Source organism: Kitasatospora sp. NPDC002522 (genome assembly GCF_053595195.1).
The window spans coordinates 97,741-123,423 of the sequence record NZ_JBSFXE010000023.1 but is presented as its reverse complement, the minus strand read 5'-3'; the positions used below and the strand labels follow the sequence as shown (position 1 = coordinate 123,423).

The following is a 25,683-nucleotide window of genomic DNA, read 5'->3' as shown; positions in this document are numbered from 1 at the left end:
GACGGCAGAGGGCTGAGAGCCACACCCGACACCCCTGGGTGAGCCAACCTTACGAGTGGCTCGCTCATCCCAACCAACAACGTAGGGAGGGCTGAGCACCTCCGTGACCGCGAACCAGGACACCCACGGGGTGCGCGAGGTCGTCGTCATCGGCTCCGGCCCCGCCGGATACACCGCCGCCCTCTACACTGCCCGCGCCCAACTGCGCCCGCTGCTCTTCGGCAGCTCATATTCGTCGGCGGCTCCCTGACCACCACCACCGAGGTCGAGAACTTCCCCGGTTTCCCCGACGGCGTCGACGGCCCCGACCTCATGACGAACATGCGGGCCCAGGCCGAGAAGTTCGGCGCCGAGATGGTCGACGACGACCTCACCGGCGACGTCAAGCTGCTCACCGACTCCGAGGGCACGGTCCACCGCGCCAAGGCGGTGATCATCGCCACCGGCTCCGGCTAACGCAAGCTCGGCGTCGATGGCGAGGACAAGCTGTCGGGCCGCGGGGTGTCCTGGTGCGCGACCTGCGACGGCTTCTTCCTCGCTCTGGTCGCCGAGCTCGACGACAACGGGGCCCTGTGGCAGGGCGTGCTGATCTTCCCTATAACGTCAGCGTGTTGAGCTGGCTCTGTCCGGCCCAGGGGGCCCAGCGGTGGGCATGCGGGCGCCATTTGCTTGAATCCGCTGCATGACGGACTGGTCCCAGCTCAGCCACGCGTACGGCACTGCCCAAGACATCCCCGGCCTCCTCGACGCCATGAGCCCGGACCCGCACGATTCCTGTTGGAACGAGCTCTGGTCCGCCCTGTGCCACCAGGGCACGGTCTACTCGGCCAGTAACGCGGCGCTTCCGGCCCTGGCCGACGCGGCCCGGCGCTGGTCGCCGACGGAGCGGAGAGAACCGCTTTACCTGGCCGGTGCCATCGTCGCCAGCATCGACCGGCCCGACAACGGGGAAGATCCCTACGTGTCCCACTCCGCGGAGATCGCCGAGATGCGGGAGCTCACCGAAGAAGCCCTGCGAGATCCCGAGCTGGCCGAAGACCCACTCAACTACGTCCAGCTCCTGGGGACTTTGCTCAGCTTCGAGGGGATCGAGGTCTGGGGCGAGCAGATCGACGGCCTCAACGGCGAGGAGTACGAACTGCCCTGCCCTGCGTGCGAAGCCGAGAACTCGATCGTCTTCGGCGAACACGGCTACTTCTCGACCACCGACAGCCTGTACATGCTCCATACTCCCGCCAAGCAGTTCCCCCTCCAACCGCGGGATCCTTCGGCGATGCAGGGCCTGGCCGGCAGACTGCACAAGCGCATCCTCGCGGACGGCCACCCCGACCTCGCGCACAAGTTGACCTACGTCTTCGGTACGGCCCAATGCGCGGAATGCGGCAGACCCTTCGATGTCGCGGAAGCCGTCGTCGCCCGCTGGGGTGCCTGACAGGTCGACGTGACGGCACCCCCGGCTGGAGAACATCGCGAAACCACCGCCGACAAGCCGTCCGATTCGTGGCGGGGCGGGTGTGCCCGAGCCGGGCCAGACAAGCTGACTCGACAGGGAACTTGTTCTCCTTGGTCCGACTGCCTCACAACCTCGGTGAGCAGGAAGCCGTGAACCGGCTACGCAAGCCAGATGCTCATCACGTACTGCCGCTCGATCGGCGGGGAGGCTGGCCGCCTCACCGCGCAGCAATCAGTCCGGCTGCTGCGCGCCACCGTGCCCGTGACCTGGTAGCCGACGATCCCGAGAAGGCGGCGCGGCCCCGGCGCCTGCCCGCGACTGGGGTTCGCGGGGGCCACGGGGCCGCGCCGTTGGTCGGCTGGCTGCTGCTTTGCCGGCCGACTCGCGCCGCCGGGGTGTGTGCCTTCCCAGCCGATCAGGGCCAGCACCTCACGGTCCCGCTCCCCCAGGCGCGCCCACGCGGCGTACACACCGTCACGAGCGACCACCTGCTCCGCCACGTCCCGCACCGGCACCGGTGGTTCGGCCTCCCACCGCGCGGCCAGCCGCTCGGTGCGCTCCCGGCCGCGAAGATGATTGGCCACTACGTTCCGCGCCACCCCGTACAGCCACGGCAACGGCTCAGCCGGCACCTCCGCCCAGCGCCGCCACGCGACGACGAACACCTCCGCCGCCAAGTCGCCCGCGCTGTCGGCGCCCACCCGCCGGTGGGCATAGCGCAGCACCGCCGCATGATGCTCGCCGTACAGCACGCTGAACTCCTCAGCCGCACCCACCCTGCCCCCTTACCTCGGTCTCCACCCTGGATGTGTCCAGCACCTCCGCGATTCTTACGTCTGGAACACATCCTGATCAGCCACGCGCTGCTCGCCAAGTTCGACAAGGTCTCCACCGGCAACGGCCAGCTGCCCAACGTCATCGGCGCCCACCCGGCCGCCGCGCACGGCAAACCCTCCGACCACTCGCCGGTGCTCGCCACCTTCAACCTGAAGGCGATGCCGGGCACGGCCGCGTCGTCCGACTCGTGATCCACCTCGGCCGCATCGGCTGATCACCGCGCTGCAGCGACGGTCCCGGCCCTCGGCAAAAGAGAGGGCCGGGACCGTCGGCGTTTCTTGCGGGCCGCGCTCTACTTGCCCTCCGGACGTCCGGGACGGGCTCGCAGTGGGTCTGCTGGCGTGGTGTCAGTCGTTCAGCGGTCGCCTGCAGAGAGTGCTCGAGAGAATACTTTCGGTATGGCAACGAACAGACTGGTCCCACTCCCCGGATCTGCGCGCACGGCCGCTGCCGACGCTCGCCCCGTGGGAGCTGTGGACGATTCCCAGCTCATCGACCTCACCCTCGTCCTGCGGCGCCGGGCGGAGATTCCCGACTCCCTGGTCCAGGGCCCGGAGACGATCAGCCGGCAGGAGCTGGCCGAGCGGTACGGAGCGGATCCGGCCGACGTGGAGATGATCCGTCGCACGGCGCAGGAGCAGGGGCTCCGGGTCTCCGAGGTCGACCAGGGCTCCCGCCGGATCAAGATCAGCGGTCCGCTGGGCCGGATCCGTGCCGTGGTCGACCCGGGATCACTCGAAATGGTCGAGAGTCGGCACCCGGACGGCGGCGAGCTGGTCGCGCACCGGCAGCGCGAAGGCGAACTGCAGATCCTCGCGGACTGGCAGGACGCCGTGGTCGCGGTCCTCGGCATGGACGACCGGCCCCAGGCCAAGCCTCACATCCACCGACTCAAGCCGGCTGCGGCCCGCACGAGCTACACGCCGGTGGAGCTCGGCAAGATCTACAGGTTCCCTCCGAACACCGACGGCTTGGGGCACCACCTCGCCATCATCGAGCTCGACGGCGGCTTCACGCAGGCGGACCTCGACGCGTACTTCTCCGGTCTCGGCATCGCGACGCCCAGCGTGACGGCGGTCGGAGTCAACGGCGCCGCCAACAAGCCGAACGGTGACCCGAACAGCGCCGACGGCGAGGTGCTGCTCGACATCGAGGTCGCGGGCGCGCTCGCGCCCCGCGCCAAGCAGATGGTCTACTTCGCGCACAACACCCTGCGGGGCTTCGCGGACGCGGTCAGCGCCGCGGTGCACGCCACGACCACGCCCACCGCGGTCAGCATCAGCTGGGGCGCGAACGAGGAGCGGTGGACCAAGCAGGGCCGCGACGATCTCGACGCCGCCCTGGCAGATGCCGCCGCCCTCGGCGTCACCGTCTGCGCCGCGGCCGGCGACAACGGCAGCAGCGACGGCGAGGTCGACGGCAAGCCGCATGCCGACTACCCCGCCTCCAGCCCCGGCACCCTCGCCTGCGGCGGGACGCACCTGGATGCCGACCGGAAGACCGGCGCGATCCGGATGGAACGGGTCTGGAACAACGGGCCCAAGTCCGCGTCCGGCGGCGGCGTCAGCAAGTTCTACACCCAGCCCATCTGGCAGAACGGCGTCGGCGTGCCGAACGGCACCCCGGGCAAGCAGCACCTCGGCCTGCCCGACGTCGCCGCCGTCGCCGACCCCACCACCGGGTACGAGGTGCTGGTCGACGGCGAGCGCATGGTCGTCGGCGGGACGAGCGCCGTGGCACCGCTGTGGGCGGCCCTGGCCTGCCGTCTGGCCGAGTCCCTCGGCCGTCCGCTGGGCCTGATGCAGCCCCTGCTCTACGACGGCGCCACGGCCGGCGCCTCCCCGGTCGGGTTCCGGGACATCATCCAGGGCGACATCGGAGCCTTCACAGCCGGCCCCGGCTGGGACGCCTGCACCGGGCTCGGCGTACCGGACGGCACCGCGCTGCTCCAGCGGCTGAAGGCCGACAGCCCCGCCTGACTGGGCGTTTCGTCCCTGACCTGGCGCGGAACATGACCACCGGGTCAGGGACGAAACGCCCAGTAAGCGGGCGGTGCGTGACCCGAGCGGGTGCACGGTCGTTGCCACCAAAGGCACGTTCCGTCACCGCCCAGGCCGGGCCCGGAGACTGTCCGAGGGCTGGCTCACGGTGGGACGGTCGCTGGCATACCTTTGGAGCGATTGAGTTGTGAATGAGCGGACAAGCGGCGCCGGTTGGCCGGTCAGCGTGCTGGTGACGGGTGCGACCAGCGGGATCGGGCTGGCCACTGCGCTGCTCCTGGCCCGCAAGGGGCGGCAGGTGATCGGGACCGCCCGTTCCAAGAGCAAGGCCGACGCACTGGTCCGCGCCGCTCGCGCCCAGGGGCTGGTGTTGGACGCGGTGGTCATGGACCTGACCGACCCGGTGTCCTGCCGGGAGGCCGTTGCGAGGGCGGCAGATCTCACGGACGGTGGCCCCCACGCGCTGGTGGCCAATGCCGGCATTCCGCTGACGGGGGCGATCACCGAGCTGTCGGAGGACCGGATCCGTGAGGTGTTGGAGGTCAACCTCGTAGGCACGCTGCGGATGTGCACGCTGGTGTTGCCCGCGATGCGCCAGCGGGGCCGGGGCCGGATCGTGACCGTGTCCTCTGTCTCCGCGCGGATCCCGGCGCCGATGAACGGCTGGTACACGGCCAGCAAGCACGCGCTCAGCGCGGCGACGCACAGCCTGCGGATGGAGACCCGCCGCTACGGCGTGCAGGTGGTCCTCATCGAGCCCGGGACCGTCGCGACCCCGTTCTGGGACCGGGCGCAGGAAGATCTGTCCGCCCTCACCGCTGTCCACGCCGATGCTGGTGTCCACGACCGTGCCGCGAGCCTCTTCACCCGCATCCAGCGGTCGGCCGGCGGGCCACAGCCGGTCGCCCGCACCATTGTGGGGCTCACTCGTAGTAGCGCCGTTCCTCGACGACCTCGTCGGCCCCGACGCGGCCGCCGAGTCGGCGGCGTCGGAGCACGGTCGTGTAGGTGAGCAGGCCGAGGAGTCCTGCGAACATCAGGATCCAGCCCACGACATGGACGTTGACGCCGGACATGTGCCAGTCCACCCCGAAAGCCAGTACGGCGCCCAGAGCGGCCAGCAGAACGCAGCCACCGATACCCACGTTTCCTCACCCCAGTTCTGTCGTCGTGTCGGTTCTCTGCTGCCCCGGATTCGGGAATCGACACGGCCCGAGTCCGGGTCGGCCGTGCGGGGCGTCTCCGGCGTCTGGGCGTCGACGTCGTCGCCGAGGACGTCCGTCCCGCTCCGGCCGCGGTCGGTCGGTGGCCGGGAGGTAGACCGTCAGCGAGCGGGGCGCCTTGTCGAGGAGGAGGGTGTCGGCGGCGTGGACGACCTCGCCGTCGCGGGCGTAGTGCTCGGTGTCGTGGATGCCGTCGACGCGTAGGCGGGAGAGGGTCGCCGAGCGGTAGACCCGGGAGCGTGCGAGCGTGCCGGTGAGGAACGCCGCGACCAGGCGGGTGCGGGCGAAGGGGTGACTGCCGTCGACGATCCGGACGTCGAGGGCGCCGTCGGTGAGGTCGCGGCGGAAGCTCGGCGCGAAGCCGGGCGGGTCGTAGCGGCCGTTGCCCGCGAACAGCAGCCAGAGGCTGCGCTCCCGGCCGATGACGACGGCGCGGGTGGGTTCGCCCTGGGCGAGCACCCGGACCAGGCCGACGGCCAGGGCGGGCCACTTGCCGAGGCACCTCTCCAACGACTCGCGGGCGCGTACCAGTTCGGGGTAGACGCCGATGCTGAACGTGTTGAGGAAGTACGCCCGCCCGGCGTCGCCCGCGTCCTCGCCCCCGGCGCCCTTGGGGGTGATCCGACCGAGGTCGACCGAGCCGCTGTGGCCGTTGCGGACGGCGTCGGCGGTGTCCCGCACGGTGTGCAGGCCCAGGTCGGTGATCGCTATCCGGCGGTCGTATAGCCCCACCCGCCCGAGGTACTCCTCGCACTCCCCCGGTGGTCGCCCTGCCGGCCCGGGGGGGGCGGATGGGACCTCCGGCGGAGCAGGGAGCAAGCGCGAGGTGGACGGTGTGCCCGCGAGCGACGCGCAGTGTCCGGGCCGGCGCCGGGCGCCGACCGCTCGGGCGATGACGAGGCGTCAGGTGATCGGACGGACCGGTGTCCTGAGGGCCGCGTCTGCGGGAAGCGGCACGGGACTCGGAACCGAGCCCTGTCCACCGGTGAGCCGCACGGACCCGCAGGTCCCCTGCTGTCACCGCCGGGTGCCCCCGTTGACGGTCAGTCCTGGTCGGCCGCGCTGTCGATGGACGTGATCGCGGGCCGGCCGAGCAGGGCGGTGTCCTCGTGGAAGCCCGCCGCGGCCAGGGCACGGGAGGCGAGCGCCAGGGCCTCGTGCTCGGCGGCGCGGCTGTCCTCCGCCGTCACCTCCAGGCGAAGGGTGAAGGTCGACCCGCCGTCGTTCAGGGTCAGCAGGTCCAGGTCCTGCGGATCCGTGCCGACTTCCTGTGGGTCGTTGCCGTGCAAGGCGCTGAGCAGCTGCGTCCTGGCAGCCTCGGTGACCTCCTGCTTGAACGTGCCGGGCAGGGAGACGACGAAGTCGGTCATGGCTACGGCCTGACGTCGGGGCGACGCGCTCGTGGCGTCGGGACGCGGTGGCGTGCAGCTGCGGGTGCAGCTGGCGTGCGTCTCTCCTCGATCGTCACACCGAAAAGCCGGGGTGGGCAGCGGCTGGAGTCCCGCTCGGGCCGTCAGGTCCGCTCGTCACGGGCGCGGAGACCGCCGAGCCCTCCGCGCAGAACGCGCGGCCGGCCGATCGTCCGGCACGAGTCGAGGGGTGGTACCGGACGGCCCGGCCACGAGGATTGACCCGGGTTCGAGGGGGAAGGCGTGGCGCAGCCCCATCCCCTCCCGATCGGAGTGAGCCCGATGACGCAGGTCGAGGAATCGATCGAGATCGCCGTCCCCCTCTCGGTGGCCTACAACCAGTGGACGCAGTTCGAGGACTTCCCGCTGTTCATGTCGAGCGTCGAGCGGATCGAGCAGCGATCGCCCGACCTGACCCACTGGGTGGTCAGGGTCGGCGGCACCACGCGGGAGTTCGACGCCCGGATCACCGAGCAGATCCCGGACGAGCGGGTCGCCTGGACCACTGTCTCGGGTGACCTGCACCAGGCCGGCGTGGTGACCTTCCACCGACTGGACGAGGGCAGGACGAAGGTGATGCTGCAGCTCGCGCACAAGCCGCACGGCCTGGTCGAGACGGTCGGCGACTGGCTCGGCTTCATCCACCGTCAGACCACCGACGACCTGCGGCACTTCAAGGACTACATCGAGTCGCGCGCAGCGGAGACCGGCGCCTGGCGCGGCCAAATCTGATCCGCCACCGCGAGCCGGCCCAGCACCGGCCTCACCCGGTACCGCTCGCCGGAGCGGCGCACCTGCTGGTCGCGAACACCGGCCGGTGGCCACAGAGCCGGTCGAACCGGGACGGCGGTCTGGTGGACGGTGGAGCCGTTGGCGGGCCGGGTGCCCACAGACGGTGAGCCCCGCGCCGCGCGCACTCCCTCCGACACCAGCCGTCCGCCGGAGCTCGCGGTCCGGGAGAGGGCCGAACTCGGCCTCGCGCACGGCCGGTTGCTGCCGGGCCAAGGCGGCGCCGATGCGCCGTACCGGTCGGGCGGCGGCCGGCCCCGGGCTACCGGAGCACGCCCCGAGGCCCGGTCCGCGAGGGCGGGCCGGGCCTGCGGTGGGCACGTCGAGCAGGGGGCGGGTGGCCAGGAGACCGGCACCCGGTCCGGGGCCTGGACCGTGGGGCCGTGGCGCGGGGTGGGCCGCAGCGGCCACCAGAGGGTGCGGCCCAGGAGGGCGGCCACGGCGGGGACGAGGACCAGCGAGAGGACGACGGCGGAGAGCAGGATACCGAGCGTCATCGCGAAGGCGACCTGCTCGCTGCCCGGGATGGTCGCGAGGGTCGCGAAGGAGCCGGCCAGGACCAGGCCCGCCGTGGCGATCGCCGGGCCGGTGTGGCGGACGGCGCGGGCCACCGCGCCGCCGACCGGCCCGGGGCGCTGCACCGGCCACCCCGCCGCCGCCTCGGCCGCCGACCCTCGCGATCGGAGCAGGAGCAGCAACATGGCCCCTCGATGCGCTGTTGGCCGATCGAGTGCGGTTGCTGGGCACCAGCCACCCACACACCGTCGCCGTCGGATACGCGCGTGCCGACTGGTGGTGGGAGGCCAAGGAGCGAGACCGCGCCAACTGGTCTTTATCCCGTCCCACAGGTGGCCACGCCGCATGTAATGACGGCGGCGGGCTCGGAGTACGGAGAGGGGGCCTACTCGTAGCGGCGGTCGCGTCTCTGTGTCAATTGGGGCGGTCGTCCACCGGTGCCACGCATTCCGCCCTGCCCAGGTCCTGACAGGGAAGCGGGCTACCAGCCGGTGGGCCGATCGGTGCGTCGCCGACCACGCTGATCGCGAGGACGAGGTCATGGGCTCCCGAGCCGGCGCAGCGGGTTTCGGTCTGGATGGCCGTGTTGGTGAGCCGGCGAGGCTCGGGGAGTTCGAGTAGCGGGCGCAGTTGCTGTCGGGCCCAGGCTGCGGCGTGGTGTTGGTCGAGGACGTGGGAGAGGTGGACCGCGGTGTTGTAGAGGTGGATGTGGCTGGGTTCGCGTTCGGCGATGGTGAGAGCACGGGCTCCGTCCTGGTAGGCGGTGGCGGTCTCGCTGAGGGGAAGCGGACGGCTGCCGCCGAGGTAGCGCCGGGCGCGCTGTGCGTGAGGGCGACAAGGTCGCTGATGGTCTCGCGGCACTGCTGGATGGTCGAGGGGCGCTGTGTGCGGGGGACTTTGAGGATGAACGTGCGGACGGTTTCGGTGTTCAGGGTGCCGGGGCCGAGGCCTGCGGCCGCGTTCTTGGCTGCGCTGACCTGGCCAGCCATCAGGAGGCCGAGGACGGTGTCGCTCAGGAGGTCTTGGCCGTGCTGAATGTGGGTCCGTCCTTGTTCGGCTTCTTCGATCGTCAGGCGGGCGGCCAGCAGGTCTAGGACACGCGCCATGGCAGCGCCGGTCTCGGGACAGAAGTCGGTGCTGGCCACCGCGAGGACCGGAGTGGGTTTGGGCGATGCTCTCCGTCCCCCTGTGGCGGGGGCCTGTCCTCGTGGGCTCGCTCAGCCTGCTCGCCCCGGACGCGTGTCTGCAGCGGCGTGCTGAGCGTCTCTCCGACGTGACGATGGACGCCGCCGCGGCCCTGTCCCGGCGGCTCGAGCACTCCCGGACGGTGCGTCAGACCATGCCGATCCTCCAGCAGGCCGGCTGAAGTCGTCTCTCGGGGATTCCGATGAGCCGCTCAGTCCCCATCGCCCTGGCGCGTCAGGCAGCCGGAGACCGCATCGCGATCGCCTACCGCTCCACGCCGCCAGCCGAGGGATTCCTGCCGGTTCAGTACGACACCGCGCAGGACAGCGAGGTCGGTGACGCGTTCCTCGTGATCGCGAAGAACAGGACCCGGTCGACGTCGGTATCGAACGCCGGACCACCAAGGACAGGCTCCTGCTCACGCTTCCGAGAACGACTTCACAGAAGATCACCCACGCGGCCCCTGGCATGACCTCAGGCCGGCTGCATCACCGGACAGGTCCCTCGCCGTCGACGGCGGACCGCCCACGGGGCACTGAACTGAGGGGCACTGAGCTGATGCGCGACAACCGTCCTCCCGCAGGCGCCTGCACGACGGACACTACGAGGCAACGCGAGGAGTCGGCCATGGTCTGAGGCATCGTGCGGCCCGCTGGCTGGGCCGCTGGGCTGCCGCCCGGCAACCGGTGTTACCGGCACCGGAACCCGACGGCACGCCACCGACCACCACCCGGATCGACGGAGCCAGCGCTCACGTCGTTCCGGTGATGGACCGGCCGGCCGTCCTCCGTGAGGACCTGCCGCCCGGTGTACCGCCCGTCCCCGGGCGGGTCCAACAGGCGATGCCACCCCCGGGAGCAGCAGCGCGCCCCAGGGATCGTGCTGCCTCCACCTCCAGTAGAGACCCCTCGATGATGCCTGACACCATTCCGGCGTGTCACGCGGTTGCAGGGGCGCACAGGCGCGCCCCCGCGATCCGTGACACACCGTCAGACCACCCTGCCCCGCCCGCGAAAGGCGACACCGCCCGGCCCGCGATCGGCCTCGATCCGCTGCGCCTCGACCGTGCGACGCGCCGGCGGCTGCGGACGGCCGTCCTCGCCGTTCTCCGCTCGCCTGCGGCCGCAGGCCTGACCGACACCGACCACCTGCTGCGCGTGGTCACCCTCGCGAAGTCCGAACTCGCCCGGACCTGCGCCGCCACGACGACAGCCCCCCAGATGGGCCGCTGGCTCGGGGTGAGCGCCTCCGCGGTCCACCAGTCACTGGCCCGCCAACGCGCAGCATCGACCCTTCTGACGCGCCGACGGTTCAGCGACACCGGCACGGTCAGCGGCCTCCACATCGGTATACCGGAGCATGTCGACGCCGTCCGCACGCGCGACCACCATCACCCGCTCGCTCTCGACCGACCGTCGCTGGCGACCCTGCTCCGCCTCATCGAGCGCCTCTTCGCCCCAGGCTGGCACCACCCCGACAGGCCGGACACTCCCCCCGGCCTGCTGGCCGCACGCACGGGCCGCGGCGCGGCCACCGACCGCCTCGCACTGCTGCTTCTCGTGCTCGAGGCACGGCCGAGCGGGCGGGTCCGGCTGTGCGCCGGACGCGTGGGCAGGCGCGGTCGCGCGGCGGCCACGCTCGCCCGCCTCCTGGGTAACGGCTGGACCCCGGCCGGCGCGGCCGGCATCCTCCGGGCGCCTCCAGAACGCGGGTGCGATCCGGCTCGTCCGCCAGAGCGCTGCGAACCGCCTGCGGCACCACGGCGGAATCGAGGTGCCGGCCGTCGCACAGGCACGGGCAGCACTGAATGCCGCGCAGAAGCGCCACGCCGGCTCCGATCCCGACACCGCCGCTCCTGCACGGCGGCGGTCCACCCGAAAAAGGACATCCTGTCCCGCGTGGAGCGCGGGACTGACGAGGCCTTCGAGTCGCTGGTGTTCGGCAACTTCGATGGGCGTCGCCCTCACCGGCGCCGACCTGGAGGTGCCGCCCGAGCACGCCCGCGCCGCCCGGTTCGGCCTGACCGCGCTGCTGCCCGCCACCCCGACAGGCATCGCGGCCTGTCTGGCCGTCACCCCGACCGCCCGGCGGACATGCTGACGGTCCATCGGTTTCGGATTGGCCTTGGACCGCGGCCGCGCCCCTGCCGTACGTTTCGGCCCATGCGCATCCGAATCGTCGACGCCTTCACCGATCGTCCGTTCTCCGGGAACCCGGCCGGGGTGGTGCTGCTGGGCTCCGAGGGCTTCCCCGCCGACTCCTGGCTCCAGCAGGTCGCCGCCGAGGTCAACCTCTCCGAGACCGCCTTCGCCCACCCCCTCCCGCCCGGCCGCGACGCGGACTGGGCACTGCGCTGGTTCACGCCCCGCACCGAGGTCGACATCTGCGGTCACGCCACCCTCGCCACCGCACACGTCCTGAACGCCTCCGGCACGGTCCGCTTCACCACCCGGGGCGGCATCCTCACCGCCACCACCGAACCCGACGGCACGATCACCCTGGACTTCCCCACCTCCTCGCTCACGCCCGTCGACGTGCCCGCCGGCCTGGCCGAGGCGCTCGGGGCGCAGCCGGTCGCCGTCCACGACACCTCTGCCGCCATGGGCGACCTCGTGGTGGAACTCGCCGACGAGAAGACCGTGCGCGAGCTCACCCCCGACCTCGCCGCGCTCGCCGCCGCGCCCCTCTCCGCCCGGGGCGTCATCGCGACCGCCCTGGCCGACGACCCGGACGGCGCCCACCAGTTCGTCTCGCGCTGCTTCTTCCCCGCCATCGGCATCGACGAGGACCCGGTCACCGGCAGCGCCCACACCGCCCTCGCCCCGTACTGGTCCGCCCGGCTGCACCGCGACGACCTCACCGGCCGCCAGGGTGGCGCCCGCACCGGCCTGGTCCGCACCCGCCTCCACGGCGACCGCACCCTGCTCACCGGCCGCGCCGTCACCGTGATCGACGGAGAACTCCACGGCTGACCCGCCGGGCCCGTTCCGTTTGACCGACTCTGAAACCGCCCACACATCGGATCAGCGGGCCGCGACAGGGCGACCGCAGACGGCAGCCGCCCGTCCCGGCAACGGCGGACGGCACCGGGGACCCTGCCTCGGGAAGTCAGCCACGCCGCGCGGACCCTCGAGGTCAGGGAGCAGACCGCCCGACCCGGCGGCCCTGGTGGTGGGTGTGCTGGTCGTGGCGGCGGCGGCCGTGGTGAGGGTGGCGGCGCTGTGCCCCGGGAGCCGGGCTATCTTCTCGCCATGGAGCCGCTGACGTTCGACTACGAGAGCCTGCATCTGCGCGTGGATCGGGGAGTGTTCGAACTGTTCGCCAGGGGCAGCTCCGAGCTTCGGACGCCGCTGCGGTGGCTCGGGGTGCTGGTGCATTACAAGAAGCCCGACCGGCCCGGCGAGTTGTTCATCGGCACCGTACGCGACCCGAACACCGCGCTCTACGGCACCGACCGGGCCGCCTTCTGGTACAGCACCACGCCCGAGTTCCGGGTCCCGCTCCACGAGGAGCCGTTGTTCCGCGCGTACTTCACCGAGGTGGCCGCGCTCGCCGACCGGCGGGTGGTCTGAGAGGGAAGCGGCGGAGCCGAAGGTTCCAGCACGACGCCTGTACATTCCAGGTCCGGAGCTCGGCACGCTCCCGTAGATCGGCTCGCCCGGACCCTCGGCGATACCGAAGTCCGGCCGGGTCCGCCCCGCTCGACGCACCTCGGCGTACACCGTCACCCAGGCCAGCGGGTAGCGGTACGGCCCGATGACGTCGCTGCGCCGGAAGACCTCGACGATCCCGCGGTCGACCTGGTGTTCTTCCGGCACGAGATCCCGGCCACCGACGTGCGCCTCTACCGCGGCTTCTTCACCGAGCCCGCCCACCTGCCCGACCGCCCGATCGCCTCGTAAGGCGGACCGGGTCCGATCGGACCACGGCGGTGGCGTCCTCGGCATCCGGCTCCGCCGCCGCGACCCGCTCGGCGAGCGGGTCGCGGCAGGCGCGCGGAGTGGACGAGCTGGCGGCGCCGGGAGCAGGGCCTCGCACGGTTCCCCCGCCGCCGCCCCGCGGCCGGCCGAGGCCGACTACCGGGGAGCCGTCGGCAGCCCCTGTCCTGCTGGAGTTGGCGGCCGGCCGGCCGTGGCTGGCTGAGCGGCGCAGCGTTGGCTGGGCGGTGTCGGCCGTGGGGTCAGAGCGGTGTGCCGGCGAGGATGATCTCGCTTGCGCTGGTCCAGGGTCCACGGTTGCCGGCTTCGGTGAGGGCGCGTAGGCGCAGGAAGCGACCGGCGGTGGTAGGCAGTTGGGCGGACTTGCGCATGGCGGTGTCGGCGAACGTGCCACCCGCCACCGGAGCGCCCCAGGCTGTGGTGGTCCTTCCGAGAGTGGCAGGTGCATTCCCGCTGTTCAGACGAAGGGTGGCAAGGACGGGGAGCAGCGTCCTTCTCCGGCGGAGGTTCCGGCATGCGACGGGCGCAGGCGCACCGGGTCAGGCTCTGGTGGGCCCTGGGGTCGCCGCCCCGCCACGCCTGGCCGGGGCCGCGGACCTGGGATCGGGCGGGGTCACGTGCCGGCGTCGGGCTCCTGGTCTTGCCGGGAGCGGGCGCGGAGTTGTTCGTTGAGGCGCAGCGCTTCTTCGAGTTGGTCTTCGAGGATGATGATGCGGCAGGCGGCTTCGATGGGGGTGCCCTGGTCGACGAGGTCGCGGGCGCGCATGGCGATGCGTAGTTGGTAGCGGGAGTAGCGGCGGTGTCCGCCGTCGGAGCGCAGTGGGGTGATGAGGCGGTGTTCGCCGAGGGCGCGTAGGAAGCCGGGGGTGGTGGCGGTCATCTCGGCGGCGCGGCCCATGGTGTAGGCGGGATAGTCGTCGTCGTCGAGCATGCCGGGTGTGTCGGGCGTGTCGTAGCGGGCCGTGGTAGTCACTGCACCTCTCTGGTTCTCGGGGAGAACGCGTCGAGGGGCCCCGGGGCCATGTCGGCTCCCGGGGCCCCGAAGGGGAAACAACACCATCTACCGGCCTGGGCCGGTCCTGTGACTTCCGCACTGCCCCTGGGGGGTGTGCGGGGATCGCGTATGCGTGACCGGAAACCACCGTCCTTGGATTGGGGTCTGCGGTGTCCGCCCGGGCTGGTCCTCACGGGCCGGGCGATCCTGATGGCGCTTGCGCCCTCCGTTCGTCCTCTGTACTGACCTGTCATGTTGCGTACTGCTGGTCCTGCACCCCGCCAGTAGGTTCCGTCGGCCGTCCTGCGCTTGCTCTGGCCTGGAACTCCCCTGCCGGGCCCTCGGCACGCGCGCCCGCAGTCTGGGCGCCTTCACCGAGGTCGTGCCGGTCTCGCGACTGCTGGTACCGCACTCGCCGAACTGCACACTGCTCGAGACCGTCATCGGCAGCCCCTGATACCTGCGGGCCGCCCGCTCCGGCAGCCAGCCCCGTCGCCGCCCTGCACCTGCCTGGCTTCGGAACTCCACTGCCGGACCGACCTGCGAACTTCCGTCCAACAATCCGGCCAGTTCATGTCTGGCCGGTATCGCCGACTTCTTCCAACGAGAGAAACGTTAGACCCGCCCGCGAGCAATGTCTACTCCGGCGAGGACAGATATTTCCGTGCCTGCGGGTGAGGTAGTCTCCCGCTGCGCGGCGGCGCCACCCCCCGAGCCGCCGCCGCGCGCCGAGCCATCGAGCAGCACCGCGCAGGGAGGCGGCAGTGGAAGACGTGGTGTCCGCAGCACCGCAGACGGCCCGGGAGGGGCAGGCGGCCTTGATCGAGGCGATCACCGAGGCCGTGCACGACGGCGACGACCGCACCGTCCGCCGCCTGCTGGCACGCTTCGCCGAACTGGCCACCGTCGCCGACCTGCACGTCCTGCGCGACGCCCTTCCCCTCCGGCCGGCACAGGCGCAGGCGGCCCCGCCGGAACCCACTCGCGGGACAGCTCGACCGGGTGCGCACGACGATCCCACTCCCGATACCGCGGCGCGCGGCGCGCTCGTCCTGCCTGGTCGGGACGGCGGAGCCGGTGCCCGCCCGGTGGACGGGCTGCGCCACGGCGCCGGTGCCGGCCGGTACCCGGCCTGACCGGCCCGATCGCACCTGGCCCGAGGCGGAGGCGACGGCACGACCGCTGGGCGTCGCCCGTGCCGGAGCGGGATTCAGGAGCACTGCGGCGTCGGCGCTGCCGGATCGGACAGGGCTACGCTGATCTATGACCACAGACGGGGCGTTGATCGGGATCCGCGCCCTGCGGGATGTCAACGCGGTGCTGTCCGCTCTGCCCGGTGATTCCCCGGACCCGGCAGTCGCCGGTGCCCGCGAGGCGTGCGACTGGGCAGTCGGGCGCCGGCACGACGGTCCGGTCACCCACGCGGAGCTGCCGGGGTCACTGCCAAGCCTCGTCCAGTTGGACAGCGAACGACGCGCCGCCTGGCGAACCGTGGAGGAGCCCCTCGCCGGGCGCAGGCAGCGCCGCCGCGCGCTCGGGGTCGCGCGGGCCCTGACATGGCTGGTCGACGTCTCAGCCGCTCCGCCCTGAGGACCGCGGCGCCGTCCGTTCAGGCGGCGACCGCCAGGTCGGCGCGGCCGAACAGCAGTGCGTAGCCGCGGGGCAGGTGGGCGAGGACGCGGTCGGTGAGTCGGTCGCCGGCGAGGGCGGCGAGGGCGGCCAGGACGGAGGAGGCGTCCCAGCGGGCGCCCGCGAGGCTGGTGTTCAGGGCGCGGGCGACGGCTTCGACGAAGGCCGGGGCGGTGACCGGCTGGGGCAGCGGGATCTGCGCGGCGAAGACCGCGCGGGCCTGCTCGGGCAGGGCTGCGGCCAGGTCGCAGCGTTCCTCTCCCGTGAGCTGGCCGCCGAGGACGGCCAGGACGGCGGTGAGGACGCGCTCGGCCTCCTGGTCGGTGGTGTAGCGGCCGAGGGTGCGGACCTGCTGGAGGAAGAGGCGGTACCGGGTCATGGCGGTGGCCTTCCGGGCTGGCGCCGGTCGGGCGGGCGAGGCGGCGCGGATGGATGGTCAGGGGCGGTGGCCGGGCTGGGGCCGGCCGAACAGGAGGTCGTAGCCGGGCGGCAGTTGGAGCAGGACCTGCTCGGTGAGGCCGTCCCCGGCCGCGTCGGCGACCGTGGACAGGACTGCGCCGATGTCCCACAGGGCCGTGGTCTCGGTGGCACCTTCGATCCAGGCCGCGGTCGCGCGCACGAACCGCTCCGGGCTGAGCGGCTCGGCGGCCTGCAGCGGATTGAGCAGGACCAGGGCGAGGGTTTCCGGTAGACGGGCAGCCAGGTCGGCCCGGACGCGGCCGACCAGGTGGGCGCCGAGCAGGGCCAGGACGACACGCGCCGCCCGCTCGGCCTCCTGAAGGGTGTCGTACTCACCGCGCTCCCGGATCTCCTCCAGGAACGCCTCCCATCGAAGAGTCACCGCGGTTCTCCCTCCGTTCCACGGCACCGGCGCGAACACCGTCGGCGCCCGGTCAGGGCTCGACGGTCAGGCGCCGGTGCAGACCGGTGAGCCTGAGCAGCCGAACCACGCAGCCGCCGGCCCCGCGCAGGACCAGGCGCGCGCCGCACCGCTCGGCCTGGTTGCGGGCCCGGACCAGGGCGCCCAGGCCCGCGCAGTCCATGAACGTCACCCCCGACAGGTCGAGTACGACCTCCCGCCGCTCCGTCAGGGCTCGGGCCAACTCCCTGTGCAGGCCTGGCGCGGTGTCCAGGTCGATCTCCCCGCACGCCCGGACCACCACGGATTCGTGTTGTCCCTGGTCGTCGCGCATGGCGGCCTCCGCTGTCAGCCCGGCCCGCGCGGTGTGGAACGGCTTGGACCACGGGCCGGGCGGTGGAGCCGGCCGGGGTGGCCGTCCCGCACGGCCGGGGGGTGAGCGGTGCGGGACGGCGGACCGGGGCCGGTCAGGCCTGGATCTGCTTGCGGTCGCCGCTGCTGCGGCTGATCGCGATCTTGCGGGGCTTGGCCTTCTCGGCGACCGGAATCTTCAGCGTCAGCACGCCGGCGTCGTAGTCGGCGCTGATCCCCGCGGGGTCGAGGGTGTCGGAGAGCATGACCTGCCGGGAGAACACGCCGAGCGGACGCTCGGACAGCTCCCACTTCACGTCGTCGCCCTGGCGGTGCGGCCGGCGCTCGGCCTTGACGGTCAACATGTTCCGCTCGACGTCGATGTCGATCGCGTCCGGGTCCACGCCGGGAAGATCGAAGCAGATCACGTACTCGTCACCGGCGCGGTAGGCGTCCAACGGCATCGGCGTCGGCCGCGACCACGTGCCGGTCGTGCCCAGGAACTGCTGGGTCAGACGGTCCAGTTCACGGAACGTATCGGTGCGCATCAGCATCGTGAAACACCTCCACTGATCGATGGGTGCCAGTGCGCTTTCACCTGAAACCGTTCTAACATGTCATCCATCCGATGACAAACACCCGAGTCGCCGAAGGAGTGACACGCATGGGCAGACGGTCCGACACACCCACCACCAGCGGCACCCCGCCCACGGGACCGGCGTCCTTCCTCGCCGCCGCCGCCGCGCTAGCCGCCATCGACGACGCCGTCCGCACCGCCCGGAACACCGCCCCGCCCGAGGCCGGCGCACCGGACGACGGACCGGAACCCGCCCTGGCCGCCCTGCTGCTGCTGCGCGAACTGCGCGCCGAACTCGCCGGCTGGGAAGCCGGCCTGGTCGACGCCGCCCGCGCCGAGGGCGCCACCTGGGCCGACCTCGCCCACCCCATGGGCGTCGCCAGCCGCCAGGCCGCCGAGAACCGCTACCTGCGCCTGCGCCCCGCAGGCGGCGCCTCGGCCGACACGGAGACCGGCGCCGAACGGGTCAAGGCCGTACGCGACCGCCGAGCCGCCGACCGCGCCGTCACCGTCTGGGCCCGCGACAACGCCGCAGACCTGCGCGTCCTCGCCGCGCAGATCGCCACCGCGTCCGGCCTCGCACCCCGGGCCCGTCCCGCCGTCGCCGCGCTCACCGCCGCCCTCGGCTCCACCGACCCGGCCGACCTGGTCGCGCCCCTCACCGAGATGCGCCCCCACCTCGCCGCCGCGCACCCGGACCTCGCCGACCGCCTCGACGACTTCACCGCCCGCACCGACCGACTCCGCCATGACAGCGACCAACGACGCATCTGACCCCCGCACCACGGCCGAGGAACGCTGGCGGCACATCGAAGACCGGCTCGCCGCCATCGAGCACCGGATCCGCGAACACGGCAATGCAGCCGTCGCCGCCGCCGACGCCCACCTCGCCCGGCTCGCAGCGATCCGCCACTCCCTCGCCCACCGCCCCTGGCCGCCACACTCCCCGACCCCTGCCACACCGCCGCAACCCGCGCAAGCCCCCGTCGAGAGCCCACCCGCAACGGTCGGCCACCAGCGCGCACGGACCGTTCCGGACGAGTCGGCACAACCCGGTGCGGCCGACAGCCACCCGGCGGCCATCCCGGTACCCGCGTGACACCGATTCCAGAACGGCTCGACCGCGACGCCGGGAGCACGGCCGGTCGGAACCCGCCGGCGGCAAGCGAGGCCGCGGGGACAGGTCATCGACGAGAACCCCGCCCGCGCGCCGAGCGGACGGCGAGGAACCCACCACGTCCCCGATGAGAAGGAGGACACCGACGGCAAGGAGGAAGAGCATGCCGTGGACGACGACACCGACGACACCCAGCACGATCGCCACGATGACGACCACGAGGAAGGGAACCGTCACACGGCTCCCTGCGCGAGACGGGGGCGTTCAGCGGCGGGCGAGCTGGCGCTCCCCGCCGGCGCCCGGCTGGTAGTCCAGGCCGTAGTGCCGAAAGACGGCTTCCTCGTCGCCGGCGGGCAGGACGTCGTCGGTGCCGATCGCCGGGCAGTCCTTCACCAGCGCCTTGTCGTAGACCACCTTCACGTACCCGGGCCCGACCGAGGCGCCGTCGAGGGGCACGAACACCAGGCGGTGCCGCGTAACCAAACCCACCTGCACGGTGGCCATGGCCGGCTCGTCCGTGCTGGTGTCCACGTAGACCGCCTCCATCGTGCCGATCTTGTGACCGCCCGCATCGACGACGTCGTGCGTGCGCCACTCGCGGATGTCGCCTACCTGGATCACCGTGACTCCCTCGCGCCGCCCCACCCCGGCACGTCCCCGTGCCGCCATCACCGTCCGGTCGCGACACCACTCGGTGGCTGCGACCTCTGCACTCAGTACCTGGACACGTACCAGCCTGCCCCCGCACGAGCGCGGACACCACCAGAGCCACACTGGCGCGAATCCCAATCTCCGTCGACACCGGGAGATCGTGTGCACCGGCCCACAGGCGCGCGTGTTCAGCCGGCGCGGGCGTCGATCGGCAGCCACCAGCTCGGGAACTGGCTCGTCTCCCGGCGCGCCGCGGCGGAGGTGCCCGAGGCCAAGCCCGGGGCCCTCCGCCCCGGAGCGGCGACGGGCATTGGAGGAGATCGACCCGAGCTGGTGCCCGGCGTGGCCGATCAGGTGGCGGTCGCCGCCACCACCCTGCTGTGTCGTCGGTAGCGTCGTCGACCTTGCCGATGTGGCCGTCACTGGCCTCGACCCTGTAGCCGGTCAGACCGGTGCCGGGCGTGTGGAGCGATTCGGTGCTGAAGCCCCACATTTCAGAGATGGTGTAATCCTTCTCCTCCCCCGGGTGGTCGGCCGCCCGCGGCCGCACGAGTGCATGGCGCTCGCGCGACCGGGCCGTCACCGCTTGAACGCGTCCTTCGCCTTGGCGCCGGCCTGCTTCGCGTCGCCCTTCATCTGGTCGGCGCGGCCCTCTGCTTCGAGGCTGCGATTGCCGGTTGCCCGTCCGACGGCCTTCTTGGCGCCGCCCTTGACCGTTTCGGCCTTGTGAGCGGTCTTCTTGCCGATACCCATGATGGTTCTGTCCTTCCTCTGCACGTCGGTGTGCGATCAGCCGGAGTCGCCGTCGCGTCCCAACAGGTGGGGTCTGCGGTGCCCGTTGGCGGGTGACGCCTCGCCAGCTCCGAGCGGTACGGCTTCCTGCTGGCGCATCGGGCCGGTCCTTGTCCCGGCGGTCTGCTCGTGGGCGCGGTGCGGTCCGCCGTCGAGCAGGTCGTCGCGCTGCTCGGTGAGGACGTTCCGCTGCTCGGTGAGGGCGTCACGCTGGTCGGTGAGCGAGTCGCGCTCCCGGGAGAGACTGTCCCGGTCGTCGGCGGCTGCGGTCGCCTCCACGCGGGCGGCGTCCCGCTCCTCGACCGCGGTGTCGCGGTCCTTCGTGGCCGCGTCCGTTTCACGGCGGGAGTCGCGCAGCCCGTGCCGGGCGGTGGCACCGCGCCGCGAGGTGCGACGTGCTCCGGCGAGCAGGAGGCCGAGGCCGAGCATGGCTGCCGCACCCACGATGATGCCGAACAGGAACAGCGTCCCGGTGGAACCGGTGAGCTGGTGGCCGAACACCGTGAAATTGCTCGTCAGGTCGTGCGCGGCGCCGGTGTTGGTGAAAATCCCGGCCAACGCGACGACGGCCGCGGCGATCAGGACGAAAAGTCCGAGAACAACAATCATGACTTCACTCCAGAAGATCTACGGCGTATACCTACAGCTAACTCCTGAAGTAGACTGAAAGATACACCGTAGGTCTACAAACTTTATGTCGGCCACCGGTGACCCCTAGCGACGGAAGGTGCCGAGATGACCACTCCACCGGCGATCCCGGCAGTCGAGGAACGCGACGCACCGACGGACAACAGGCTCAGCCGGGAGCGGGTGCTGGCCTGCGCACTGGAGATCATCGACCGCGAGGGCGTCGAGCGGATGTCCATGCGCCGCCTGGCCCGCGCCCTCGGCCACGACCCGATGAGCCTGTACCGCTACGCGCCCAACAAGGCGGCCCTGCTCGACGGCGTCACGGAGACCGTCCTCGCCGAACTCCGCGTCGACCCCACCGACCCCGACTGGCAGGGCCAACTACGCTCCCTCGCCCGACAGTTCCGCCGCATCGCACTCGCCCACCCGCACGTCGTACCGCTCCTGGTCACCCGGCCCCTCGCCACCCCACTGGCCCTGCGCCCGCTCGGCACGCTCCGACCCCTGGAAGCCACCCTCGACTTACTCACCCGCGCCGGCTTCACCGACACCGGCGCCCTCCACGCCTACCGCGCCCTGTTCGGACTGCTCAACGGCCACATCCTCAACGAACTCCAGGAACTGGTCGACAACCCCGACGAGACCGACGCCCTGCTGCGCCTGGGCCTATACCGGCTACCGATCGCCGAATTCCCGCACCTGCGCAGCCTGGCCGACACACTGCTCGCCTACGACGGCGCGGCCGAACTCGAACGCGGCCTCGACATCCTCTTCACCGGCCTGACCACCACGCCCCCATAGCGCCCCTGCACAGAAAAATGGGGCCGGAAGCGTCGACCGCCGAGCGAAAGGAAAAGGAACGATCCCCGCCCAAGACCCGGAAAGGGAAAGCAGCACATTCCCCGCCGCAGATCCTGACGGAGAATCACACCAGGGGGAGCAGAAAAACGGAGCACACCATGATCGTCCTCGGAGTCATCCTCCTCCTCATCGGACTCATCGCCGGAATTCCCTTCCTGTGGACCATCGGCGCCGTCGTCGCCCTCATCGGCGTCACCCTGCTGGTCATGGGCGCAGTCGGCCACGAGGTCGCCGGCCGCCGCCACTACTGGTGACCACGGACGCCCACCTGCGCCCGCCGACACCGCACCAGAGCCGTTCCCACCCCATCAGGGTGGGAACGGCTCGTATTCCGGGCCACCCCGGGTGTGATCCGGTTCCCGTTCCCGTTCCCGTGGCCGGTCGAGGCGGCGCCGGCCCGGCCGATCGAGGTCCTACGTGAGCGCGCCCAGGGCGAGCTGGTGCAGGCGAAGTGGGAGGGGACCGCCTCCTTCACGGACCGGGTCACTCCACGTTGACCACCTTCCACGACTGGCTGTCGGCGTTCGTGTCCGCCGTCTGAACGAGTTGCGTGCCTCCCGAGGACACGTCGACCGCCTTGCCGCTGTTCACGTTCTTGAGCTTGTAGTAGCCGGTTCCGGCGGCGACCAGTGTCCAGTGCTGGTCCGCGGCATTGGTGTCGGCCGACTGGACGATGAACGCGCCGTCCGCGGTGGAAGCACCGCTGACGTCCATGACAAGGGCACTGTTGCGGCTGACGACCTTGTAACTGCCGTCACCCACCGGGACGAAGCGCCAGTTCTGGTTCCCCGCTCCGGAGTCGGTCCACTGGATGACGTTGGCTCCGGCGGACAGCGATCCGCCGGACACGTCGATGGCCTTGTTGCTGCTCTTGTTGACCAGCTTGTAGTTGGCGCCCGCCGTGGGGAACTGGATGGAGGCGAACGCGTCCACCGCGCAGACGGTGTTGGAGGCGGCCGTGTTCTTCGTCCCGGTGCACACCACCCGGATCGTGTGCGGGCCCGCGGCCAGGTCCGTCTTCTCGAACAGCGGCACCTGCTTCGTCACCGTCGGGGCGTAGGCGTCGACGCCCGCCTTGGTCAGGGTGCCGTCGAGGTAGACGTCCACCTTGCCCATGTTCGGCTGCGTCATGCCGAGGTACCGCACGCCCGAGCCGGTGAACGAGAACTCGGCGTAGTTGCCCGCGGTGCTCGTGAACTTCTCGGACCCGTTCATGTCCTTCGTGTCGTTCCAGTTCGACCAGGTCCCTGAGTAGGTCACACCCGCGGCCTTGTCGTCGACGTGGTTCCAGCGCTGCCGTACGAGGGCCTTCGACGCGGGGGACGCCTTCCCCTGGGCGTCCACGACGTAGAGGCGGTAGTCACCCGCCGCCTGCGGGACGCTGATGCTCGTCGAGGTGCCGCTCGCGCTGGTCATGGTGGGACCGGCGGCGAACGTCGTCGTACCGGCGGGAGCCAGCCACAGCGTCTTCGTCGCGTCCTTGGGGCTGCGCACCGGGATGGTCATCACGCCCGTGCCGGCGAAGGTGCTCGCGGACAGCGCGTAGTCCTGCGCAGCCGTGACCGCGGCGGGAAGGAGGTTCTTGTAGGCCTCCTCCAGACCCGCGTTCAGGGCGATGCCGTACGCCTGCGACGGCCACACGTTGTCCCCGTAGCCCCGCACGTCCGTGACCGTGCTGTTCGGGATGCTCCTGCCGGCGATCTTGTTGACGGTGCCGTAGTTGTTGGTGAGCGTCAGGTCGTGCTGCCGGCCCCAGGTGCCGGAGTTGATGGCGAAGTACACGCCCGGGTCGACGTCGAGCACGTTGTCGTGCTCGTTGATGAAGGCGGAGCCTTCGTCGGGGTGCAGGCCGTACTTGTGGCCGGCCGGGACGCCCTTGATGTAGTTGTTGCTGATCTCCGTTCCCGGCTGGCTGCCCAGCGTGTAGATGGGAGCGGAGTCGCCGAGCACCTGCATCGTGTCGAAGATCTCGTTGTACTTGATGGTGTTGTTCTTGGCCGTGGTGGTCGGGTTCCCGGGATTGATGGAGTTCGTCGAGCCGTCGAAGTTCCACCAGCCCCAGCCGAGCGTGATGCCCGCCCACGGGGACTTCTCGATCCGGTTGTGCTGCACGGAAAGGGAATCGACGAAGTACGCCGACACCGGGCTGGACCCCTCGAACAGCACCGCGCTGTCGTAGAGGTAGTTGTCCGTGACGGTGATGTTCTTGCAGAGGCCCTCGACGTTCACCGGGTACTTCTCGTGGTTGGTCGAGGTGTGGTCCCCGATGTACACGTGCTGGGGGTGTCCCACGGTGAGGGCGGACCCGGCGATGTCGTTCGTGACGTTGCCGGTCAACTGCGTGTCCGTCACGTCGTTGGCCAGGGTGATTCCGTCGGCGCCGGTGTGCTGCACCGTGTTGCCCTGCAGGACGATCCCGTCGGCGTTCTCGATCTGGACGGCCGCGGGCGGCAGGTCGACGTTGCGGTAGGTGTACGCGTGGAAGTTCTGCTTCGCGTACACGTTCGTGCTGGCGTTGCCCTGCTGGCCCTGCCGGAAGACGGAGCCCGCGACGTTGACCAGGTTCCAGTCGGAGTGCTCGATCGTGAGCCCGGAGAACGTGATGTTCCTCGCGTGGTCGGTCGTGGACGTGCCGCCGATGTCCAGGATGGTGGACACGTTGTTCGGCGCGAAGACCTGAGCCGTCGTCATGTCATCGGAGCTGGACTTGTCGTAGTACAGCGTGTGGGTGCTCTTGTCGAAGTAGAACTCGCCCGGCTGGTCCAGGAACTCGTACGCGTTCATGATCGTGTGGCTGCCGCTGCCGGCGGCGAACTTGGCGTACGCCGATCCCTGGGCGATGGCCGCGCCGGGTTGCTGGAACAGGGCCACGCGGTTGGCGCCGTCCGAGCTCGTGGTGATCTGACGGACGCCCACGATGGCCGTGTTCCAGGTGCTCATCGACTTGATCTCGACGTCGTCCTGGTTGGAGGCGATGGCCGGCAGGTCGGAGAGGCTGTACTTGGCGCCGTCGCACTGCGAACCCGACTCCCAGGCCCAGGGAGCCTGGCCCGCCGTGACGCTGTAAGTCCCGTAGCATCCGGCCGAGTTGATCGTCTTCGACGCCATCTGAGCGCGCTTGTCGTTGACGTAGAGCGCGCGGAGCTTGTCGTCCCGGTTGAGCGTGGCCTTCCAGATGTTCCCGCTGTGCTGCGTCCAGCCGGTCACCTGGACACCTGCGTCCAGGACCGGCTTCTCGCTCGGGAAGGCGGCATAGACGACACGGTGCCCGTTCGTGCCGGAGTCCGCCGAGGTGAAGTCGACGGTGCTGCTCACCGGGTAAGTGCCGCCCCGGAGAAAGACGTTGATGTCCCCGGTCATGTTGCTGTCGACCGTGCGCACGACGTCCCGCGCGTGCTGGAGGGTCTTGAACGGCGCCGTGATCGTGCCGGGGTTGGCGTCGTCACCGCCGGGGGCGACGTAGTACGTCGCCTGGGTCGCGGCCGCGGCCGCGGGCGGCGTGGCGAGGGAGGCCAGCAACGTGGCGGAGACGGCCGCCGCAAGCGCCACTGGCGCCTTGCGGACGACGGAGGTGAGGGGTTTCATCCTGATCCATCCTGGTGGCTCGGACGGTCGAGCAGACGCTCATCGCGGCTCGGTGACTTCCGTGTGAAATTAGCCGCCCTATCGCCAGCCACGTCAAGGGTTTACACAGGCTTCATTTCGACAAAGCAGTGCATCGATACTCTCCTGGATGGAATTATGTCCGGTAACTTCCCATAGGCCCCTTCAATCCTCAGGGTTATTGACATGCAATCTCACCACTAATGAGTACTACTCATTTCTGGCGCGCGAACGAGTCGGCCCCGCTGCCCGTCGGGGCAGCGGGGCCG

General features: G+C 71.0%; 30 protein-coding genes and 1 pseudogene. 16 read left to right on the top strand and 15 right to left on the bottom strand.

Going from position 1 to position 25,683, the window contains the following annotated elements:
* Positions 1–130: 130 nt before the first annotated feature.
* Positions 131–534 (top strand): annotated as a pseudogene (locus ACWD4U_RS20830) (NAD(P)/FAD-dependent oxidoreductase); the annotation flags it as partial.
* Between the two features lie 148 nt (positions 535–682).
* On the top strand, positions 683–1,432 hold the full coding sequence (locus ACWD4U_RS20825; protein ID WP_363453612.1) for a hypothetical protein: 750 nt from the start codon (positions 683–685) through the stop codon (positions 1,430–1,432).
* A gap of 179 nt (positions 1,433–1,611) precedes the next feature.
* Here the strand turns inward: ACWD4U_RS20825 and ACWD4U_RS20820 are convergent, their stop codons facing one another.
* Positions 1,612–2,205 carry an RNA polymerase sigma factor gene (locus tag ACWD4U_RS20820; RefSeq protein WP_363453614.1) on the bottom strand — a complete coding sequence of 198 codons (594 nt, stop codon included), beginning with the start codon at positions 2,203–2,205 and terminating at the stop codon, positions 1,612–1,614.
* A gap of 54 nt (positions 2,206–2,259) precedes the next feature.
* On the opposite strand from ACWD4U_RS20820, the gene ACWD4U_RS20815 reads away from it, so the two are divergent.
* From ACWD4U_RS20815 to ACWD4U_RS20805, 3 genes are all read left to right on the top strand, one after another.
* Positions 2,260–2,481, top strand: coding sequence for a hypothetical protein (locus ACWD4U_RS20815; RefSeq protein WP_363453616.1), 222 nt, complete (start codon positions 2,260–2,262; stop codon positions 2,479–2,481).
* Between the two features lie 282 nt (positions 2,482–2,763).
* Positions 2,764–4,269: a S53 family peptidase gene (locus ACWD4U_RS20810; RefSeq protein ID WP_363453618.1), complete on the top strand. Its 1,506-nt coding sequence runs from the start codon at positions 2,764–2,766 to the stop codon at positions 4,267–4,269.
* A 253-nt stretch (positions 4,270–4,522) separates the two neighbouring features.
* The gene (locus ACWD4U_RS20805) at positions 4,523–5,302 is read left to right on the top strand and encodes an SDR family NAD(P)-dependent oxidoreductase (protein WP_363453620.1); all 780 of its coding nucleotides are present in this window, start codon (positions 4,523–4,525) and stop codon (positions 5,300–5,302) included.
* Here ACWD4U_RS20805 and ACWD4U_RS20800 read toward each other — a convergent pair.
* The 3 genes from ACWD4U_RS20800 to ACWD4U_RS20790 all read right to left on the bottom strand — a co-directional run bounded on the left by ACWD4U_RS20800 (position 5,214) and on the right by ACWD4U_RS20790 (position 6,883).
* Positions 5,214–5,435 (bottom strand): DUF6458 family protein, encoded by a 222-nt coding sequence (locus tag ACWD4U_RS20800; RefSeq protein ID WP_363453622.1) that lies wholly within the window; start codon positions 5,433–5,435, stop codon positions 5,214–5,216. The two genes, ACWD4U_RS20805 and ACWD4U_RS20800, sit on opposite strands and share 89 nt — an antisense overlap.
* Before the next feature lie 6 nt (positions 5,436–5,441).
* A complete protein-coding gene (locus ACWD4U_RS20795; protein ID WP_363453624.1) occupies positions 5,442–6,245 on the bottom strand; it encodes a diacylglycerol/lipid kinase family protein in 804 nt (267 codons plus the stop codon).
* A gap of 311 nt (positions 6,246–6,556) precedes the next feature.
* Positions 6,557–6,883: a hypothetical protein gene (locus tag ACWD4U_RS20790; RefSeq protein ID WP_363453626.1), complete on the bottom strand. Its 327-nt coding sequence runs from the start codon at positions 6,881–6,883 to the stop codon at positions 6,557–6,559.
* A 321-nt stretch (positions 6,884–7,204) separates the two neighbouring features.
* On the opposite strand from ACWD4U_RS20790, the gene ACWD4U_RS20785 reads away from it, so the two are divergent.
* Positions 7,205–7,654 carry an SRPBCC family protein gene (locus ACWD4U_RS20785; protein WP_363453628.1) on the top strand — a complete coding sequence of 150 codons (450 nt, stop codon included), beginning with the start codon at positions 7,205–7,207 and terminating at the stop codon, positions 7,652–7,654.
* On the opposite strand, the gene ACWD4U_RS20780 is transcribed toward ACWD4U_RS20785, so the two are convergent.
* Complete coding sequence (locus tag ACWD4U_RS20780; protein WP_363453630.1) at positions 7,603–8,412, bottom strand: MMPL family transporter; 810 nt, start codon at positions 8,410–8,412, stop codon at positions 7,603–7,605. The two genes, ACWD4U_RS20785 and ACWD4U_RS20780, sit on opposite strands and share 52 nt — an antisense overlap.
* Before the next feature lie 636 nt (positions 8,413–9,048).
* On the opposite strand from ACWD4U_RS20780, the gene ACWD4U_RS20775 reads away from it, so the two are divergent.
* The 5 genes from ACWD4U_RS20775 (at position 9,049) to ACWD4U_RS20755 (ending at position 12,984) form a co-directional block, all read left to right on the top strand.
* Complete coding sequence (locus ACWD4U_RS20775; protein WP_363453632.1) at positions 9,049–9,321, top strand: hypothetical protein; 273 nt, start codon at positions 9,049–9,051, stop codon at positions 9,319–9,321.
* Between the two features lie 113 nt (positions 9,322–9,434).
* The gene (locus ACWD4U_RS20770) at positions 9,435–9,593 is read left to right on the top strand and encodes a hypothetical protein (protein WP_449787252.1); all 159 of its coding nucleotides are present in this window, start codon (positions 9,435–9,437) and stop codon (positions 9,591–9,593) included.
* Positions 9,594–11,362: 1,769 nt separating this feature from the next.
* Positions 11,363–11,512, top strand: coding sequence for a hypothetical protein (locus ACWD4U_RS20765; protein WP_363453636.1), 150 nt, complete (start codon positions 11,363–11,365; stop codon positions 11,510–11,512).
* Between the two features lie 62 nt (positions 11,513–11,574).
* Positions 11,575–12,384, top strand: coding sequence for a PhzF family phenazine biosynthesis protein (locus ACWD4U_RS20760; RefSeq protein ID WP_363453638.1), 810 nt, complete (start codon positions 11,575–11,577; stop codon positions 12,382–12,384).
* A gap of 279 nt (positions 12,385–12,663) precedes the next feature.
* Positions 12,664–12,984, top strand: a complete 321-nt coding sequence (locus ACWD4U_RS20755) for a hypothetical protein (protein ID WP_363453640.1) — start codon at positions 12,664–12,666, stop codon at positions 12,982–12,984.
* Positions 12,985–13,592: 608 nt separating this feature from the next.
* Here the strand turns inward: ACWD4U_RS20755 and ACWD4U_RS20750 are convergent.
* Positions 13,593–13,751 (bottom strand): hypothetical protein, encoded by a 159-nt coding sequence (locus ACWD4U_RS20750; protein WP_363453642.1) that lies wholly within the window; start codon positions 13,749–13,751, stop codon positions 13,593–13,595.
* 212 nt (positions 13,752–13,963) lie between these two features.
* The gene (locus ACWD4U_RS20745; RefSeq protein ID WP_363453848.1) at positions 13,964–14,281 is read right to left on the bottom strand and encodes a MerR family transcriptional regulator; all 318 of its coding nucleotides are present in this window, start codon (positions 14,279–14,281) and stop codon (positions 13,964–13,966) included.
* Positions 14,282–15,120: 839 nt separating this feature from the next.
* On the opposite strand from ACWD4U_RS20745, the gene ACWD4U_RS20740 reads away from it, so the two are divergent.
* The gene (locus ACWD4U_RS20740) at positions 15,121–15,480 is read left to right on the top strand and encodes a hypothetical protein (protein ID WP_363453644.1); all 360 of its coding nucleotides are present in this window, start codon (positions 15,121–15,123) and stop codon (positions 15,478–15,480) included.
* A gap of 473 nt (positions 15,481–15,953) precedes the next feature.
* On the opposite strand, the gene ACWD4U_RS20735 is transcribed toward ACWD4U_RS20740, so the two are convergent.
* The 4 genes from ACWD4U_RS20735 to ACWD4U_RS20720 form a co-directional block, all read right to left on the bottom strand.
* Positions 15,954–16,352 (bottom strand): DUF2267 domain-containing protein, encoded by a 399-nt coding sequence (locus ACWD4U_RS20735; protein WP_363453646.1) that lies wholly within the window; start codon positions 16,350–16,352, stop codon positions 15,954–15,956.
* 57 nt (positions 16,353–16,409) lie between these two features.
* The gene (locus ACWD4U_RS20730; protein WP_363453648.1) at positions 16,410–16,814 is read right to left on the bottom strand and encodes a DUF2267 domain-containing protein; all 405 of its coding nucleotides are present in this window, start codon (positions 16,812–16,814) and stop codon (positions 16,410–16,412) included.
* Positions 16,815–16,866: 52 nt separating this feature from the next.
* On the bottom strand, positions 16,867–17,166 hold the full coding sequence (locus ACWD4U_RS20725; RefSeq protein ID WP_363453650.1) for an STAS domain-containing protein: 300 nt from the start codon (positions 17,164–17,166) through the stop codon (positions 16,867–16,869).
* A gap of 133 nt (positions 17,167–17,299) precedes the next feature.
* The gene (locus ACWD4U_RS20720; protein WP_363453652.1) at positions 17,300–17,737 is read right to left on the bottom strand and encodes an Hsp20/alpha crystallin family protein; all 438 of its coding nucleotides are present in this window, start codon (positions 17,735–17,737) and stop codon (positions 17,300–17,302) included.
* Between the two features lie 110 nt (positions 17,738–17,847).
* Here ACWD4U_RS20720 and ACWD4U_RS20715 point away from each other — a divergent pair, with 110 nt between their 5' ends.
* Together ACWD4U_RS20715 and ACWD4U_RS20710 are read left to right on the top strand one after the other, a co-directional pair.
* A complete protein-coding gene (locus ACWD4U_RS20715) occupies positions 17,848–18,534 on the top strand; it encodes a hypothetical protein (RefSeq protein WP_363453654.1) in 687 nt (228 codons plus the stop codon).
* A complete protein-coding gene (locus ACWD4U_RS20710; RefSeq protein WP_363453656.1) occupies positions 18,509–18,859 on the top strand; it encodes a hypothetical protein in 351 nt (116 codons plus the stop codon). Before ACWD4U_RS20715 ends, ACWD4U_RS20710 begins: the two co-directional genes overlap by 26 nt.
* A 282-nt stretch (positions 18,860–19,141) precedes the next feature.
* Here ACWD4U_RS20710 and ACWD4U_RS20705 read toward each other — a convergent pair whose 3' ends face one another.
* The 3 genes from ACWD4U_RS20705 to ACWD4U_RS20695 all read right to left on the bottom strand — a co-directional run bounded on the left by ACWD4U_RS20705 (position 19,142) and on the right by ACWD4U_RS20695 (position 20,929).
* Positions 19,142–19,498 (bottom strand): PRC-barrel domain-containing protein, encoded by a 357-nt coding sequence (locus ACWD4U_RS20705; RefSeq protein ID WP_363453658.1) that lies wholly within the window; start codon positions 19,496–19,498, stop codon positions 19,142–19,144.
* Between the two features lie 609 nt (positions 19,499–20,107).
* Entirely contained in the window at positions 20,108–20,281 is a 174-nt protein-coding gene (locus tag ACWD4U_RS20700; RefSeq protein ID WP_363453660.1) for a CsbD family protein, read from the bottom strand.
* A 36-nt stretch (positions 20,282–20,317) separates the two neighbouring features.
* Entirely contained in the window at positions 20,318–20,929 is a 612-nt protein-coding gene (locus ACWD4U_RS20695; RefSeq protein ID WP_363453662.1) for a hypothetical protein, read from the bottom strand.
* Positions 20,930–21,055: 126 nt separating this feature from the next.
* Here ACWD4U_RS20695 and ACWD4U_RS20690 point away from each other — a divergent pair, with 126 nt between their 5' ends.
* Positions 21,056–21,751, top strand: coding sequence for a TetR/AcrR family transcriptional regulator C-terminal domain-containing protein (locus ACWD4U_RS20690; protein ID WP_363453664.1), 696 nt, complete (start codon positions 21,056–21,058; stop codon positions 21,749–21,751).
* Positions 21,752–21,909: 158 nt separating this feature from the next.
* Complete coding sequence (locus ACWD4U_RS20685) at positions 21,910–22,065, top strand: hypothetical protein (protein ID WP_363453666.1); 156 nt, start codon at positions 21,910–21,912, stop codon at positions 22,063–22,065.
* 229 nt (positions 22,066–22,294) lie between these two features.
* On the opposite strand, the gene ACWD4U_RS20680 is transcribed toward ACWD4U_RS20685, so the two are convergent.
* Positions 22,295–25,396: an RICIN domain-containing protein gene (locus ACWD4U_RS20680; protein ID WP_363453668.1), complete on the bottom strand. Its 3,102-nt coding sequence runs from the start codon at positions 25,394–25,396 to the stop codon at positions 22,295–22,297.
* Positions 25,397–25,683: the final 287 nt, after the last annotated feature.